This window comes from Paraburkholderia sp. SARCC-3016 (assembly GCF_031119615.1).
Lineage (GTDB): Bacteria > Pseudomonadota > Gammaproteobacteria > Burkholderiales > Burkholderiaceae > Paraburkholderia.
This window is the reverse complement of the sequence record NZ_JAVHZD010000011.1, coordinates 90,666-106,673: the sequence shown is the minus strand read 5'-3', so window position 1 is coordinate 106,673 and position 16,008 is coordinate 90,666. Positions and strand designations below refer to the sequence as shown.

Below are 16,008 nucleotides of genomic sequence, written 5' to 3'. Positions count from 1 at the left end.
GGCCGCTCAACGTGCCTCGCGTGCCTCGCGGGCATCGCGTGCATCGCTCGACTGTGCCTCGCCCGGCTGCGATGCATTGCGAGCTGCCAGCAAAGCCATGGCGCGCAACAACGACTGACCGCCCGGCGTCACCGTGGGCAACGCAACGCCGTTGCCCGTCGGTTCGAGTGCAATCAGTCGACGCTCCAGCAGCGTCTTCAGTTCGTAGCGCTCGAGGTCGGCTGCGTCCGGCGCATGCTTGACGAGCAGCAGCGTCGCGAACTCGTGCGGCGTCAGCATGGGCGCTCCGGTGCGTCGCGAAACAACGTTGCCGGCGCGTGCACGATGGCGTCGCATGCGGCTTCGGGCTCTCGCCCAGGCACATGCCATGGCTGCGCTTGCCCGGACTCTCTTGCATGACCCCAGTCGTGGCCGTGATTCCAGCTTGAAAACTGCATCGCTTGATTCTCCCCGGTGGATAAGTCAACGTGATCGCTGCGCATGTTGCGTGCCACGCCGCAGCACGCCGATCCGGTACATCCGATGCTCACGAGCGATAGCCAACGTCGGCAACGCACGAAGGAGCACACCATGTCATCGAATCAATCGAACCCCGCCAACCCGCAGATCCGCAAGTTCATCGATGTTCAAAAGGCGCTGAAAGGCGTGTCCTATCCCGCGAACAGGCAGCGCCTGCTCGACGCCGCAAAACAGCACGGTGCCGACCAGGAAGTGATGGACGCGCTGTCCGGCCTCGGCGACGAACAGTTCGACAGCCCGGCTGCGGTGTCGAAGGCCGTCGGCAACGAGGCGTAGGAGCACACAGCATTTGCGCCGCACATGCGCCACTCGCAGCGCGCGTACGAAGCGAACCCGCCGAACGGCGTGCGATGCACACGCTCGGGTACGCGCGATGCGGTAAGTCATGCGCCGTCCCCGGCAGCATCGATGACTCAACCCACGATTACCAAGGAGCGCTTTATGTTCATGCACAACAAGCGTCTGCAATACACAGTTCGCGTTGCCGCGCCCGATCCCGGCCTCGCGAATCTTCTGCTCGAGCAGTTCGGCGGACCGCAAGGCGAGCTCGCCGCTGCCATGCGCTACTTCACGCAGGCTGTAACCGAGGAAGATCCGGGCCGCAAGGACATGCTCTACGACATCGCGACCGAAGAGCTGAGCCACCTCGAAATCATCGGATCGATCGTCGCGATGCTCAATCGCGGCGCGAAGGGCGAGCTGGCCGAGGCCGTCGACGCGCAAGCCGAGCTGTACCGCAAGCTGAACGGCGCCGGCAACGACAGCCACGTCACGCAAGTGCTGTACGGCGCGGGAACGCCGTTGACCAACTCCGCGGGTGTGCCGTGGACCGCCGCGTATATCGATACGATCGGCGAACCGACGGCCGACCTGCGTTCGAATATCGCGGCCGAAGCACGCGCGAAAATCATCTACGAGCGGCTCATCAACGTGACCGACGATGCCGGTATTCGCGACGCGCTCGGCTTTCTGATGACGCGCGAAGTCTCGCATCAAAAGTCGTTCGAAAAGGCGCTGTATTCGATTGTCGGCAACTTCCCGCCGGGCAAAATGCCGCCGATGCCGGAATTCGCCGACGCGTATCTGAAGATGTCGCAGGGCGAGCCGCCGCAAATGGGGCCGTGGAACGAGGGCAGCGGCCTGAGGTTCGTCGGCGACCCCGAACCGGCTGTCGACGGCGGCGACGGCCTCGCGTCGGTCAAGCTCGGCAAACAGCAGACGGCCGCGCTCGAGGCGATGCAACAGCGGCTCATGTCCGATCCGTCGTCGGATCCTGAGACAGGCGCGGAACTCGGCATGTCGCCGGTCGATGCAAAGGCTGGCGCGAAAACCGGCGCCAAGGCGGCCGCGAAAGCGGGGGCCAAAGCCGGCGCCAAGTAGTCGCAACGGCTATAGACCGGCAGCCGCGCAACACCGGCGGCCTGCCGTGCGCCCGGTAGCGCGCGTGCCGTCGCGGCACGCGCCCACCCGATACGCGGCGCGGATATGAGAGGTAGCGGACAATGGAATTCGACTACGGGAATTACCACATCGACGCATCCCCGCTTTCGGAAGGCGGGCGCTACTTTGCCCGAGCGCGGATTTGCATCGTGACGACACGCGGTGCGAACCGCAACGAGGTGAAATGGAGCGGCGACCTCGGGCAGTTTGCTTCCGAAGCCGAGGCCGCCGAATGCGGCAGAAAATGGGCGATCGACTGGTGCGACAGTCAAAAGTAGCTGGCGCCCGTTGGCGCGAGCGCCCCTGGCAGGCTGCTGAAATACATTCCTGGCGATGCCCAGTGCCTCTTTCCAATGAGGCAGCGCGCCAGGTTGGTTGATGTCGATTTGATGCTGGACGCCCTCGATTCGGGTCGAACCAATGTCATCTCCTCGCCGATTTTCGCCCCTATGCCGCTTTAGCGGCGAGCGTGCGCATGCGGTCGGGTTGTAGGCCGCCTGAGCTCGTCCTGGCTCCCGCCGGCGGGCTTAACAGCGGAATAGTAGTTCACATTTGTTCACAATTCAGACGATCCGCTCCATTTCGCCTGCGCGAAACCCACAATGTCAGAAAACTGTAATTGACGCGCGCAGCAGCGCTAACATAAAAAACGTATCGCTATCCTTACTAACCCAAAAGAGCGGCTGAAGGTACAGCGTCACCGTGCGGTGAATGCGGGACAGGCATTGCCGCCTTCTCTGGCGCGGCAGACAAGGCAAGCACTCTTTATGCACTTCCCGACGCTTGCCGTTGCGAACGCTTGACGCAACTACCTCTGCTTAAAGACCTCAGTCATTGCACGAGCGCAATGCGCTCGTCCCGTCGGGCTCACCAATCTTGCGAATCAATTACTTATGGCGATCGATGGAGTGATTTTTGTAAGCTCAGTCGCGATACTTAAAAATGCGTAAAGAATAACTTACTTTTTTTTATCGAAAGACGTCATTTAGTTGACATTAGGCACTGCCTAAATGTCCGCGCTGGCAGAACAACACAACGCAATCCCCACCCGGCCGATCTCTCTGCCAGCGCAACTTGATCATCATCAGGGACAAATACCTGACAAAAAGATTCGGGCCGATACCAAATTGGCATCCGCTTTTAATATCTGGAGGATCATGATGAATCGCAGCATTGTCCAAGCTGGCCTTGCCGTCACCTTGATTACGAGCAGTCTGGGTTTGGTGACAGCGGCTCCCCAAGGCAACATGGAGCTCTTGCCGACTGGCCAGTTCATTTCCCCGATGGCCATTCCTGGTGCTGTCGCGCAGTTGCTAAATCCACAACTTCCGGCCAAACCGGCACAGGTAGTGAGCGGTGCTATCAAGTCGCAGTTGAGTCCGGACGGCAACACGCTGGCCGTGATCACCGCCGGCTACAACACGGTCTACACCGGCGCCAATAACGCCACGCTGGATGCGGCCGATTCAACTCAATATATCTTCATCTATGACGTATCGGGCGCGAACAAGGTTTCCCCGAAGCTCGTGCAGGCCATCCACCAGAACAACGCGTTTGATGGTCTCGTCTGGAACGGTAACAGGACGCTGTACGGCACCGGCGGCGTGGATGACAAGGTCTATGTGTACAACCGCGCATCGGCCGCTCCCCAGTCGCAATGGACGCAGACCGCAGCCATCGCGCTGAACCACAGCAAGGGTATCGGCTCCGGCGCGAAGCCGAACGCCGGCGGCCTGGCGCTCTCCGCGGACGGCCGCACGCTCGTCGTCGCCAACAACTACAACGATTCGATTTCCATTATCGATACGGGCTCAAACACGCTTACCTCGGAATACGATCTGCGTCCGTTCAACACGTCCGGTCAACAAGGTGCGGCCGGTGGCGAATACCCGTGGGCCGTTTCGCTGAAGTCTGATGGCACCGCGTTCGTCTCGTCGGTACGCGATCGCGAAGTGGTGGTGTTGAACCTGTCGAACCCCGCGGCGCCGCAGTTCATCACGCGTATTCCGGTGCAGGGCAATGCTTACGGTATGTCCTTGTCGCCGGACGAGGCGAAGCTCTACGTCGCGGTCTCGAACGCCGATCAGATCGCTGTCATCGATACGATCCGCCACAAGGTTGAGAAGACGATCGACCTCGCGATCGATGCCGGCGACGGCAACGGTCATGGCAGCGGCTGGGGCAATGACCAGGGCCGGGGTAACAATGGAAAGTACAGCGGCCGCGATACGGTCAATGTAACCGTATCGCGTGACGGCAGGACTCTGTATGCCGTCAACAACGGCGATAACTCGATCGCCGTGATCTCACACGACGGCAACAACGGCTACCACGTCGAAGGCTTCATGCCGACCGCCTATGCGCCGAAGGACATCACGGCGAGCGCTGATGGTTCACGCCTGTACATTATCAACGGCAAGTCGGTCACGGGCCCGAACCCGCTTTACACGTCGGGCACGCAAGCGCAGTACCAGTTCGGTCTCGAGCAAAGCGCGCTCGTAAGCGTGCCGGTCCCGCGCGCGGGCGAGCTTGACCGGCTGACCAGCCAGGTGGACGAAAATAACCATTACTCGGCGAAGGAGGCCGAAAACGATCGACAAACGATGCAGTTCATGCGAAATCACATCCGGCATGTGATCTACGTCGTGAAGGAAAACCGCACGTACGACCAGATCCTCGGCGATCTGGGCAACGGCGCGAACGGCGATCCGACGTTGACGATGTATGGCAAGTCCACGACACCCAACTTCCACAACATCTCCGAGAACTTCGTCACGATCGACAACTTCATGGACCCGGGCGATGGTTCGATGGACGGCTGGTCATGGGTGCAGCACGCGCACGTCACGCCGACCGAGGAAGTGTCGCAGCAGGAGAACTACGCTGGTGTGAACCGTGGCATGTCGTATGAATCCGAGGGCGACAATCGCGGCTTGCCCGTGGGGCTTTCTACCACTGCCATGCGCGACGCTGCGACGAACGGCGCCGTCACGAGCGCCACGTCATCGTTGCCGGGCGGCACCGCTAACGCACTACCGGGCATCGCCGATATTTCGGTCCCCGACGCTCCGTTCGGCTATCAGCGGGCCAACATCTACGACGCGGTACTCGCCGCAGGCGGTACGGTGCGCAACTATGGCGGCATGGTCAACAACGTGGGCTCGATCGGCACGATCGCCAACCCGCTGCTCGATCCGGCCGACGCCAACATCGTTCAGGCTCACCCGGTCAAACCGACGCTCGTCGGCCGCACGGATGAGTACTACCGTGGTTTCGATCAGGCGTACCCGGACACGTTCCGCGAACTCGAATGGAACCGCGAGTTCCAGCAGTACGTGAAAAACGGCGGCCTGCCGTCGTTCGAGTTCGTTCGCATGGGCTCGGATCACACCGGCAGCTTCGCGCAGAACGTCGGCCAGATGGGTTCAGCGGAGCAGGAAGAAGCCGATAACGACTTCGCAGTCGGCAAGCTAATCGAGACCGTCGCCAACAGCCCGTACGCGAAGGATACGGTGGTCGTGGTGGTCGAGGACGACTCGCAGGCCGGTTCCGACCACGTCGATTCGCACCGCTCAACCGCTTATGTCGTCGGCGCGTACGTAAAGAAGCACGCCGTGGTCAGCACCCACTATACGCAGGTCAACGCGATCCGCACGATGGAAGACCTGCTCGGTACGCAACATATCGATCTGAACACGGCGTACGCGAAGCCGATGGCCGATCTTTTCGACACGACGGGGAACGGTTCGTGGACGTACACGGCGGTCGCGTCAACGATCCTCAAGGGCACGAATGTTGGCAACGTCGCCACGGGCTCGCCGAAGAGCGGCAACGATGGCAATCAGTTTGCCCAGGGTCCGGACATTCATCCGCTGCATGATGCGGCGTACTGGGCGAACGCGACGAAGGACTTCGACTTCTCGAAGGAAGATCGCATTCCGCCGGAGTTGTTCAACCAGGTTCTGTGGAAGGGCGTGATGGGTAACAGGGCATATCCGGAACCGCACTCGATCTACACGAAGCTTGATACCGATGGGTCGAAGGTGGTCGCGACGGCGGATGACGATGGCGACGACGATTAAGCCGGTCGTGGCATTGATTCGATCGCGCGTCGGGCGAAGCTGCATTGCCTGATATCTGACACGCCCGATCCGGACTCGCCGTTGATGACGGGTGGCTGCCCATACGCGCAGCCACCCGTGCAGATGCCCATTCGATGGGCAGGTAACCTGCTCGTCTTTCGCTACATATAACAACCATTCCACGGTACAGCGTTAATGAGAGCCTCCTCCCCGAGAAGCGCAATTGCGGTGTCCGCCGCTTTTGCGATTTGGCTCGCCAGTACGGCGCAAGCTCAACAGAATCAACCCTTGAGTGCCCAACAAACCAGGGCGCCTTCCACATTGCAGCCTATTGTTATCGAAGCATCAAAAATAACGACCGCCACGGACAACGTTAACGATCCCGACCAGATTGTCAACGCAAGCAAAACCGGCACCCCGCTCGGCGACCTGCCGATGAGCGTGCAGGAAGTTCCGCGCGCGATTCTCGATGAACAAGGCGTCACCTCGTTACAGGAAGCGGTTCGTAACGGCAACTTTTCCGGTGTGAATTATGGTGGTACCGATTCAAAAGGCTTCACCGACCACTTCATGATCCGCGGCCTGCAGGCGCAGACCTATGACGACGGCTTTTCGGACGGCGATCAGGTCAACGGCCCGACGCATTCGCTGCTGGGGGTCGAGCGCATCGAAGTGCTCGAAGGACCGGGATCGGCGCTGCTCGGCAGCGGCCCTCCGGGCGGATCGATCAACCTGATTCACTACACGCCGTCGGCGCAGTTTCATTGGGGCGGCAGTATTCAGACCGGCTCGTTCGGCACGGCTAACGCGAGCGGCTACGTCACGGGACCCACCGGCATCGACGGACTGAACTACCGGCTGGACGTGGGAGGCAACCGCTCCGACGGCTACCGCGACCTCTCATCATGGAACAAGGAAATCCGTCCCGATGTGCAATGGACAATCGGCGATCACAAGTTCGAGTTCTCGATCGATGCGCAGGACTACATGGCGACGCCCGATTCATACGGGTTGATCTACTTCAATGGGGCGCCGATTCGCAACGTTCCGTTCGACGCCAAATATTCGACGCCGTTCGCCAACGCCCACGGCAACTACGTCCGCACCACGCTTTCGGATGAATGGCGTATCAGCGACTATCTGACGATCAACAACCGGGTATCGTACCTGCACCACTCGCTGGACTTTTTCAGCAACGGCGACAGCACGCACGCGAAGGTCAAGGGCGACACATTCACTGGCCGCCAGCTGCGCGATCAGGATGATTCGCTGAACACAATCGACTATCAGTTGGAACCGGTGTGGAAATTCTCGACGGGCAGCGTCCACCATACGCTGCTAACGGGCTTCGAATACCTGCACCAGGATTTGAACAGCGCAAAGACGACCGCAGATCTTCCGGATATCGACAACATCTTTGCGCCGGCGCCCCCGGAAACCTCCATCGCGAACCTGAACTTTCAGTGCGCGCCGTCCCACTCGTGCCAGAACGACCACTTGGTGGCGAATTTTTATAGCCTTTACGCGACCGATCAGCTCGATGTGACGGATCAGTTCAAGGTCCGTGCGGGCGTGCGCAAGGACTGGTTCGGCACATCGCTGGCTTTGAACCCGGTCGCCGGCGAGCCGGACCGTACTGCCAACGACGGCATCACCCTGGTGCCGGGCAACACGTACACGCGCAACGATGCGCCGACCAGCTGGAACGTCGGCGTGCTGTACAAGGTCACGCCTTGGATGGCGCCGTACTTCGGCGTCTCACGCAGCTACCTCGCGAATTTCAATTCGGAAAACACGGCGTTTTCCATCGGCCCGCCGGAATCGGCGCTGCAGTACGAGTTCGGCGTGAAGTGGGCGTTCGACGATGGGCGGTACGTGCTCAACACTGCGTTGTTCGACGTGAAACGGGACCATGTCGCGACGCCGTTTGGCGACGACCAGATTGCGTTCGACGCACAACGCACGCGCGGAGCTGAGGTTTCGCTCGACGCGGATCTCACATCGAACTGGCACGTCTATGCGAATTTCACCGCGGAGCATGCGCGCATCACCGACAGTCAGGACACTCCGGGTGCTGTCGGTACCGAACCGCAGGGCGTGCCCGCGTATATGGCGAACCTATGGACGACATACCGCTTCAGCCTCTTCGGAAGAACTGGGTTTCATGCCGGGGCTGGCATCAACTACATCAGCCGGATGACGAACGGATTCGCGAACGGCTATGACTGGGCGCCTGCCTCCCTGATCGAGAATTTGCAGTTCGGTTACGCGGAGCGCCATTGGGGAGTCGATCTGAACATCGACAACGTCACCGACCAGCGCTACTTCATCGCCACCAACGTGGTCGGCGCTTACGTCGGGCCGCCGTTGGCCGCCTACGTTACCGTCCACGCAGACTTCTGATGAGGTGGGAGCGGTCGCGTTTCAACGTTTACCCCTCCCGCACGGATGACCTGCGCGGGAGGTATTTCAACAGCCTGCTAGAGCATCGGCGCCCCGCCCGTCACCGCGACTGTCGCCCCGGAGATATAGCTTGCTTCATCGGAAGCGAGCATCACATACGGCGGCGCCACTTCGGCGGGCTGCCCTGGCCGCTTCATCGGCACCTGCTTGCCGAATTCCTTGACCTTTTCCTCGGGCATTGTCGATGGAATCAGCGGCGTCCAGATCGGCCCCGGCGCGACGCAGTTGACGCGTATGTCACGTTCCGCGAGTGATTGCGCGAGACCGGCCGTGAAGTTCTGAATCGCGCCCTTCGTCGTTGCATACGCGAGCAGGCCCGGGTTCGGTTTGTCCGCGTTGATCGACGCCGTGTTGACGATCGAGCCGCCGGCTTTCATCTGCTTGACGGCAGCGCGGGTAATTCTGAACATCGCGCCAATGTTCGTATCGAACGTGCGGTCCCATTCGTCGTCGCTGATTGCTTCGATCGACGGGTACGTCATCTGGTAGGCCGCATTGTTGACAAGCACGTCTAGCTTGCCGAATTCGCGCACGGCGCGCTCGACGATCTCATCGCAATGCGCCTTGTCCGTAATGTCGCCTCGTACGAGTACCGCCTTACGCCCCGCCTGTTCGATCCAGCGCGCGGTTTCCCGCGCATCGTCGTCTTCGTTCAGATACGCGATCAGCACGTCCGCGCTTTCGCGTGCGAAAGCGATCGCCACCGCGCGTCCGATGCCGCTGTCGCCGCCGGTGACGATCGCGGCCTTGCCTGCGAGGCGCCCCGAGCCGCGGTAGCTCTGTTCGCCATGGTCGGGCTTCGGATCCATCGGCGCGGTGCGGCCAGGCACCTGGTTCTGCTGTTGGGCGGGCGTCGATTGTCCCTTTTGCTGAGTCTCGGTCATGCTAGCTCCCTGTGCGTTGCGCCGGACACAACGCGGCCCGGCGTCCGCTAAAGGACAGCAAGCCGCGAACCTGCGCGCGATCAGGGGACTGCTTCCTGTGCCACTTCATGCGGCGCATTTTCCGCCGCTTCTTTCACCGCTTTTTTCGCCGTCTTCTTCACGATCCGCACCGGTATCGACTTCGCTCCGGGGACCTTGCTCTCCTTCGCGTAATGCCACAACGGCAGCAACGGATTGCACTCCGGATAGTAACCGGCGATGCAGCCTTGCGGAATGTCGAACGGCACGATCGTCAGGCCGTCGACGCGGCGCTCGACGCCGTCGTCGGCAATCGTCTGCAAGGAGATCGCGTCGCCGTGGGACAGCGCATGCCCGTCGATATCGGCGGGGTTCATCAGGATCACCATCCGCGTGCCCTTGATGCCTCTGAAGCGATCGTCGTGGTTATAGATCGTCGTGTTGAACTGACTGTCGCTGCGCAAGGTCATGAGCCGCAGCGAATCAGGCTCGCGCACGGGCATGTCGGGATCCTCGCCGATCGAGGTAGGCACCATGAATTCGGCCTTGCCGCTTTTCGTCTGCCACTTGCGTTCGCGCGCGGGCAGCGGACGCGGGAAGCCTCCGGGCGTCCACATCCTTGCATCGAAATCGTGGAACATCTCAGGCCACGTCTTCGCCATTTCGCCGCGCACGCGCGAGTAGTCGTCGCGCCACGTGTCCCAGTCGACGGTCGAGCGATCGCCCAACGTCGCCTTTGCAATGCCCGCGATAATGAACGGCTCGGAGCGTATAGAAGGCGACGCCGGCTCCACCACGCCGCGAGAGCCATGAAAACACGCGGTGCTGTCTTCCATCGACACCGCCTGGTCGCCGCCCGCCTGCCGGTCGATCTCGATGCGGCTCAGGCACGGCAGCATATATGAGTTCCGGCCGTGCACGAGATGGCTGCGATTGAGCTTCGTCGTGATGTTGACGGTCAGATCGAGTTCGGCCCACGCCGGCTCGGTACGCAAACGGTCCGGTACCGAACGCACGAGATTGCCGCCCAGATTGACCATCGCTTTCACTTTGCCGTCGAGCATCGCCTCGAATGCCTCGACGATATTCATGCCCTTGTCGCGCGGCGGCTCGAACGAGAACTGCTTCGCAAGCTGATCGAGCGGCGCGAGTTCGGGCTTTTCGGTAATGCCGACCGTGCGCTGGCCCTGCACGTTCGAGTGGCCGCGCACCGGCGAGGGCCCCGCGCCGGGCTTGCCGACATTGCCGCGCAGCAACAGCATATTGACGAGCATGCGCACGTTCTGCACGCCCATGCGGTGTTGCGTCATGCCCATGCCGTAATGCGCGATTACGGCATTCGCTTTCATATATTCGTCTGCTGCCGCCTCGATCGCCTCGCGCGGCAGGCCGCTTACGCGCACGATGTCGTCCCAGTCGGCATCGCGCACATAGCGCGCGAACTCCTCGAAACCGTTCGTATGGTCGCGGATGAAATCGACATCGATCACCCGCGGCTCGCCCGCGCTGAGTGCACGGTCGTCCGCCTCGATCACGATCTTGCAGATGCCGAGAATCGCGGCCGTGTCGCCCCCCGTCCTCACCTGGTGGTACTGCGTGCTGATCTGCGTATCGCCGGGCGTCAGCATATCTTTAGGCGACTGCGGGTTCGCGAAGTGCAGCAGGCCCGGTTCGCGCAGCGGATTAAACGTGATGATCGGCACGCCGCGCTTTCTCGCATCCTGCAACTGATGCAACATACGCGGGCTGTTCGTGCCGACGTTCTGGCCGAAGAAGAACATCAGGTCGGTTTTTTCGAAGTCGTCGAGCGTAATCGTGCCCACGCCGACGCCGATCGCTTCCTTGAGCCCGACGGCCGTGCTCTCGTGGCACATATTCGAACTGTCGGGCAAATTGTTCGTCCCATACATGCGCGCGAACAGCTGCAGCATGTACGACGTTTCGAGCGACGCGCGGCCCGACGTGTAGAACACGACGCTCTTCGGGTCCAGCTCGCGCAGTTGCGCGCCGATCGCATCGAACGCCTCCTGCCACGAGACGGGCACGTATCGGTCCGAGGCCGCGTCGTAGCGCATCGGCTCGGTCAGGCGACCCGCTTCTTCGAGATCGTGATCGTGCCACGTCAGCAGGTCGCTGACCGAATGCACGCGGAAAAAGTCGGGCGTAATGCGCTTTGCCGTGATGTCCCACGCGGTCGCCTTCGCGCCGCTTTCGCAGAATTCGAACGCATGCGGGGACGCCGGTTTGGCCCATGAACAGCTGACGCACATGAAGCCGTCGGGCTTGTTTTGATGCATCAACGCGCGGCTATCGGCGAGCGGCGCCTTTTCCTGCAGCAGGATTTTCGTCACCGCCTTCACCGATCCCCAACCGCCCGACGCGTAGGGATACGCACTGCTTTTTCCCTCGTTAGCCATATGGATTCACCTGTTACTGAAGTATCACGATGTGAGTGGTCAGCAAGCAGCGTTCCAGTTGTGCGCCGACGACAGCCGGTCGCGCAATGCCGGATATGCGTGCGACCGCGAGCAGCAACGAGGAACGCGCGATGCTGCTGCGAGAACGGGAAGCCGGCGTTCGCGGCTCGCATCCGCGGGCGGCCAATGAGCCAATGACGCCGGCATGTCGACACGGGAGCCGCAACATGAAACAGGTCGAGCAAGCAAGCCATCGCGTCCGGTACGAGCCGCTTTGGGCGCGGGCGTGCCGCGCGATACCGTCGGGCCTCGTTGCGGGGCTGTTCGCGGCAGCGACCGCGGCCGCACGATCGGTCCGCGAAGGCAGCACCGCGTTCGCGCCGGTCAATGCCGTCACGCATTGCCTCTGGCCGCACCGCGCATTCCGGCAACGCGGCTTCAGCTTGCGACACACGGTAACGGGTTTCGCGATTCACGAGGCGTCTGCCGTCTTTTGGGCGATGTTGTTCGAAACCCTTATCGAACGCATGCCCGACGCGCGGCAAAGACAGCAGCCGGTCGCGACGGCGGCGGCCGCGGCGGCAACCGCAGCGACGGCTTATGCGGTCGACTACAAGGTCGTGCCGAAGCGGCTCACGCCTGGCTTCGAGGCACACCTGTCGGATAGGTCGCTGGCCGCCGTCTATATCGCGCTGGGCGCGGGGTTGTTCGTCGTGGCGATGCTACGGCGGCCGTCGCGTTAGTGCGTTGCCGGAGCGCTTACGCGCCCGTTCCTTCAGCTTTGCCCGAGTTGTTCTGGCCGCTCTCTTCGGATCCCTGCTTGACCTCGCGCAGATCCTGTTCGCTGACCTCGGCCTGGCGCACGGTGGTGCCATCCTCGCCGGTTTCGGAAATATCGGTTTCGAACGTGCCGGCGCCGCCGGTATCCTTGCCGGCTTCGTCCTTGCCGGCTTCGTCTTTGCCGGCTTCGTCTTTGCCGGCTTCGTCCTTGCCGGCTTCGTCCTTGCCGGCTTCGTCCTTGCCTGTATTGCCCGGTTGCGTGGTGCCGGGCGCTTGTTCCTTCGTCGCCATGATTTGCTCCTTTCGATGTGTCGAATGACAGCGGGTCGCTGCGCGTGCCGCAATCGCACGCCCCGTGAATACAGCATCGGCAGTGCCCGAACTCATGCGCTGGAAAGCGCCGCGTTCTTCGCACGAGAAAAAGCATGCAAGCGTCGACACATCAATTGCCGTCGCGCGATGCCGGCACGCGCCGGCGGGACGGTCCGACCATGCCGCGCGCGCGTCACATGCGCTATGGCGTGCCGGCGGCAGAGGCCTGAGACGCCAAACCGGCAAGCGGTGTATCGTACCGGGCATACGGTCACCGGCCGCGCGTTCGAGGTGGCCGCTTTAGTCAGTACAACAACAGAGAACAAGACGCCCGATGCCGAGCCCTGCCTCCTCCTGCCTGCATGCCCGCCGCCTGCGCCACGGGCGCACGCCTGCGCCACGTTTTTGCGCCGCAACACCGGTCGCGCTCGTTATCGCCCTCACCGTATCGACACCCGCACACGCGCAATCGAGCGTCCAGATGTACGGCCGCATCGACGGCGGCATCGAGTATCTGAACCATCTGGCGCAGCCGAACGGCACCAATGCCACGCGCTGGAGCGCCGAGGGCGGCGACTGGGGCACGAGCATGTGGGGCATACGTGGTACTGAAGATCTAGGCGGTGGCCGTAATGCGCTGTTCGATCTCGAAACGGCCTTCCAGGTGATGAACGGCACGACCGGCGGCAACGGGCGGCTGTTCTCGCGCCGTGCCTACGTCGGCCTCAGCGACCAGAAGCTCGGGCAGATCCAGGCGGGCCGCAATCTCTTCATCGACAGCGACGGCGTGTGGGCGTTCGATCCGTTCGTGCAACAGGCGGTGTCGTCGGCATCGCTCGTGCGCGGGCGTAACTGGCAGCAGACGAACAACAACGTCGAGTATCACAGCCCGATCATCGGCGGATTCGACGTACAGACGCAGTTCGCATTCGGCAACCAGACGAGTTTCAACACGGGAGCGCCCGGCGAATTCGGCCGCTCGGATGGTGTGATGCTGACATGGCATTCGCCGGCCCTCGAGTTTCGCGGCATTTACGACGAGCTGCGTAACTCGAACGGGCAGATGGACAATATTTTCACGGCATCGCGCGAATACTTTGTCGGCACGAACATCAACGTCGACCCGGTTAAAGTCCAGGCTGCATGGACGCACTACGCGGCACCCGATACGCCCGCCGGCCTCGCCGACAGCGCGGACCATTACTGGCTCGGCGCCACGTTCCAGGCAACCACGCGCTGGGCGCTAACGGCTGCCGGCTTCTACGTCAATGTGCGCAACGGCAGCGGCGATGCGACGCACGACCCGGCGGGACACGCCACGCTCTACGCGCTCGGCACCACGTACAACTTCAGCAAGCGTACGTTTTTCTACGCGACCGTCGCATACGTGCGCAACAGCGCGAATGCGACCTTCTCGGTGTTCGCCAACCCGCGCGGCTCGACGCCGAACACGAGTCCGCTCGCCGGAGAATCGCAAACGGGCGCGTACATGGGAATAATGAGCAACTTCTGACGCGGCGTGGCACTGCGAATTACGCGCGTGCGATATGCAAACCGAACTCGAACCAGGCAGCCGAGAAATTGGCCCGCAACGCAAGGTTGAGGGCCGCGCAACACGCACGGGGTGGTAGGCCCCGCTCGTAGGGCGACGCTGAATGAGCGTATTACATTGCGTGCTCCCACATACCGCGCGTCGGAGCATCGCGAACAGGACAATGTTTTCAGTCTGTCCGTAAAGCGTCCTTAAAGGACTCATTTCCCGGAGTGCCGGAACGGGGAATGCTCGTGCATCACCTGGCGCAGGTAAAGCGACCCGCAAGCGAACAAGCAAACGTATGCGGGAAAGCGGGTATGAGCGGGTGCAAGCGTGTGCCCGCCGCTACCGGCGCGAACCCAACGTCAGGGAGGCTCACCATGAAGGCGCTTAGATGGCACGGCAAGAAAGACATCCGGTGCGACACCGTGCCGGATCCTCAGATCGAACACCCGCGCGACGCGATCGTGAAAGTGACGACTTGCGCGATTTGCGGTTCGGACCTGCATCTGTTCGACGGCTTCATGCCGGGCATGAAGCACGGCGACATCATGGGCCACGAGTTTATGGGGGAGGTCGTCGAAGTCGGAAAGGATAACGCTGCATTGAAGGCGGGAGACCGCGTCGTGGTGCCGTTCACGATAATTTGCGGCGAATGCGATCAATGCAGGCGCGGCAATTTCTCGGTATGCGAGCGCTCGAATCGCAGCAAGGAAGCGGCCGACAAGATGTTTGGACACACCACTGCGGGACTTTTCGGCTATACGCATCTAACGGGCGGCTACGCCGGCGGCCAGGCCGAGTACGTCAGAGTGCCGTTTGCCGACACGACCCACGTGAAGATTCCGGACGGACTGACCGACGAGCAGGTGCTCTTTCTCGGCGATATTTTCCCGACCGGCTGGCAGGCTGCGGTGCAATGCGATATCGAGCCGACCGACACAGTCGCGATCTGGGGTGCGGGGCCGGTCGGGCAGATGGCGATTCGCAGCGCCGTGCTGCTCGGCGCGAAACAGGTTATCGCCATCGATAACGTGCCCGAGCGTCTCGCAATGGCGCGCGCCGGCGGAGCGACGACGATCGACTTCAAAAACGAAAGTGTGCTCGACCGGTTGCACGATCTGACCGCCGGCAAGGGGCCCGAGAAATGCATCGACGCAGTCGGCATGGAGTCGCACGCCACACGCTCGGTCGACTCGATGTACGACCGGGCCAAACAGGCCGTGATGCTCGAAACCGACCGGCCGCACGTGTTGCGCGAGATGATTTACGTGTGCCGCCCGGCCGGCACGATTTCGGTACCCGGCGTTTACGGCGGACTCGTCGACAAGATTCCAATGGGCGCGGCGATGAATAAGGGCTTGACCTGGCGCATGGGGCAAACGCACGTGAACCGCTGGACCGACGATCTGCTGAGACGCATTCAGGAAGGGCAAATCGATCCGTCTTTTGTTATCACGCATTCGGTGCGGCTCGAAGACGGGCCCGCGATGTACAAAACGTTTCGCGACAAGGAAGATGGTTGCATCAAGGTCGTAATGAAGCCATGACCGACACCG

Annotated in this window: 11 protein-coding genes and 1 pseudogene; 8 read left to right on the top strand and 4 right to left on the bottom strand. The window is 61.7% G+C overall.

Translation table 11 applies throughout. The features are described 5' to 3' along the window. Window positions 1–6 precede the first annotated feature (6 nt). Window positions 7–279 carry a hypothetical protein gene (locus QYH69_RS13175; RefSeq protein WP_308832299.1) on the bottom strand — a complete coding sequence of 91 codons (273 nt, stop codon included), beginning with the start codon at window positions 277–279 and terminating at the stop codon, window positions 7–9. Between the two features lie 291 nt (window positions 280–570). Between QYH69_RS13175 and QYH69_RS13170 the strand changes: the two genes are divergently transcribed. The 5 genes from QYH69_RS13170 to QYH69_RS13150 all read left to right on the top strand — a co-directional run bounded on the left by QYH69_RS13170 (window position 571) and on the right by QYH69_RS13150 (window position 8,444). Continuing rightward, the gene (locus tag QYH69_RS13170) at window positions 571–795 is read left to right on the top strand and encodes a DUF2795 domain-containing protein (RefSeq protein WP_308832298.1); all 225 of its coding nucleotides are present in this window, start codon (window positions 571–573) and stop codon (window positions 793–795) included. Between the two features lie 165 nt (window positions 796–960). Next, window positions 961–1,899, top strand: a complete 939-nt coding sequence (locus QYH69_RS13165) for a manganese catalase family protein (protein ID WP_308832380.1) — start codon at window positions 961–963, stop codon at window positions 1,897–1,899. 122 nt (window positions 1,900–2,021) lie between these two features. After that, window positions 2,022–2,237 (top strand): hypothetical protein, encoded by a 216-nt coding sequence (locus QYH69_RS13160; protein ID WP_308832297.1) that lies wholly within the window; start codon window positions 2,022–2,024, stop codon window positions 2,235–2,237. 1,071 nt (window positions 2,238–3,308) lie between these two features. After that, window positions 3,309–6,041 (top strand): bifunctional YncE family protein/alkaline phosphatase family protein, encoded by a 2,733-nt coding sequence (locus QYH69_RS13155; protein ID WP_308832296.1) that lies wholly within the window; start codon window positions 3,309–3,311, stop codon window positions 6,039–6,041. Between the two features lie 321 nt (window positions 6,042–6,362). Beyond that, window positions 6,363–8,444, top strand: a complete 2,082-nt coding sequence (locus QYH69_RS13150) for a TonB-dependent receptor (protein WP_308832295.1) — start codon at window positions 6,363–6,365, stop codon at window positions 8,442–8,444. A 77-nt stretch (window positions 8,445–8,521) separates the two neighbouring features. Here QYH69_RS13150 and QYH69_RS13145 read toward each other — a convergent pair whose 3' ends face one another. Further along, window positions 8,522–9,388, bottom strand: a complete 867-nt coding sequence (locus QYH69_RS13145; protein WP_308832294.1) for a glucose 1-dehydrogenase — start codon at window positions 9,386–9,388, stop codon at window positions 8,522–8,524. A gap of 80 nt (window positions 9,389–9,468) precedes the next feature. Then, window positions 9,469–11,823 (bottom strand): FdhF/YdeP family oxidoreductase, encoded by a 2,355-nt coding sequence (locus tag QYH69_RS13140; RefSeq protein WP_308832293.1) that lies wholly within the window; start codon window positions 11,821–11,823, stop codon window positions 9,469–9,471. Between the two features lie 227 nt (window positions 11,824–12,050). Between QYH69_RS13140 and QYH69_RS13135 the strand changes: the two genes are divergently transcribed. Beyond that, complete coding sequence (locus QYH69_RS13135; RefSeq protein WP_308832292.1) at window positions 12,051–12,566, top strand: hypothetical protein; 516 nt, start codon at window positions 12,051–12,053, stop codon at window positions 12,564–12,566. A 16-nt stretch (window positions 12,567–12,582) separates the two neighbouring features. On the opposite strand, the pseudogene QYH69_RS36080 reads toward QYH69_RS13135, so the two are convergent. Continuing rightward, a pseudogene (locus QYH69_RS36080) lies at window positions 12,583–12,774 on the bottom strand (hypothetical protein); the annotation flags it as partial. Between the two features lie 574 nt (window positions 12,775–13,348). Between QYH69_RS36080 and QYH69_RS13125 the strand changes: the two are divergent. Continuing rightward, the gene (locus QYH69_RS13125) at window positions 13,349–14,428 is read left to right on the top strand and encodes a porin (protein WP_374992404.1); all 1,080 of its coding nucleotides are present in this window, start codon (window positions 13,349–13,351) and stop codon (window positions 14,426–14,428) included. 401 nt (window positions 14,429–14,829) lie between these two features. After that, window positions 14,830–15,999, top strand: a complete 1,170-nt coding sequence (locus tag QYH69_RS13120) for a zinc-dependent alcohol dehydrogenase (RefSeq protein WP_308832290.1) — start codon at window positions 14,830–14,832, stop codon at window positions 15,997–15,999. The last annotated feature ends 9 nt before the right edge of the window (window positions 16,000–16,008 follow it).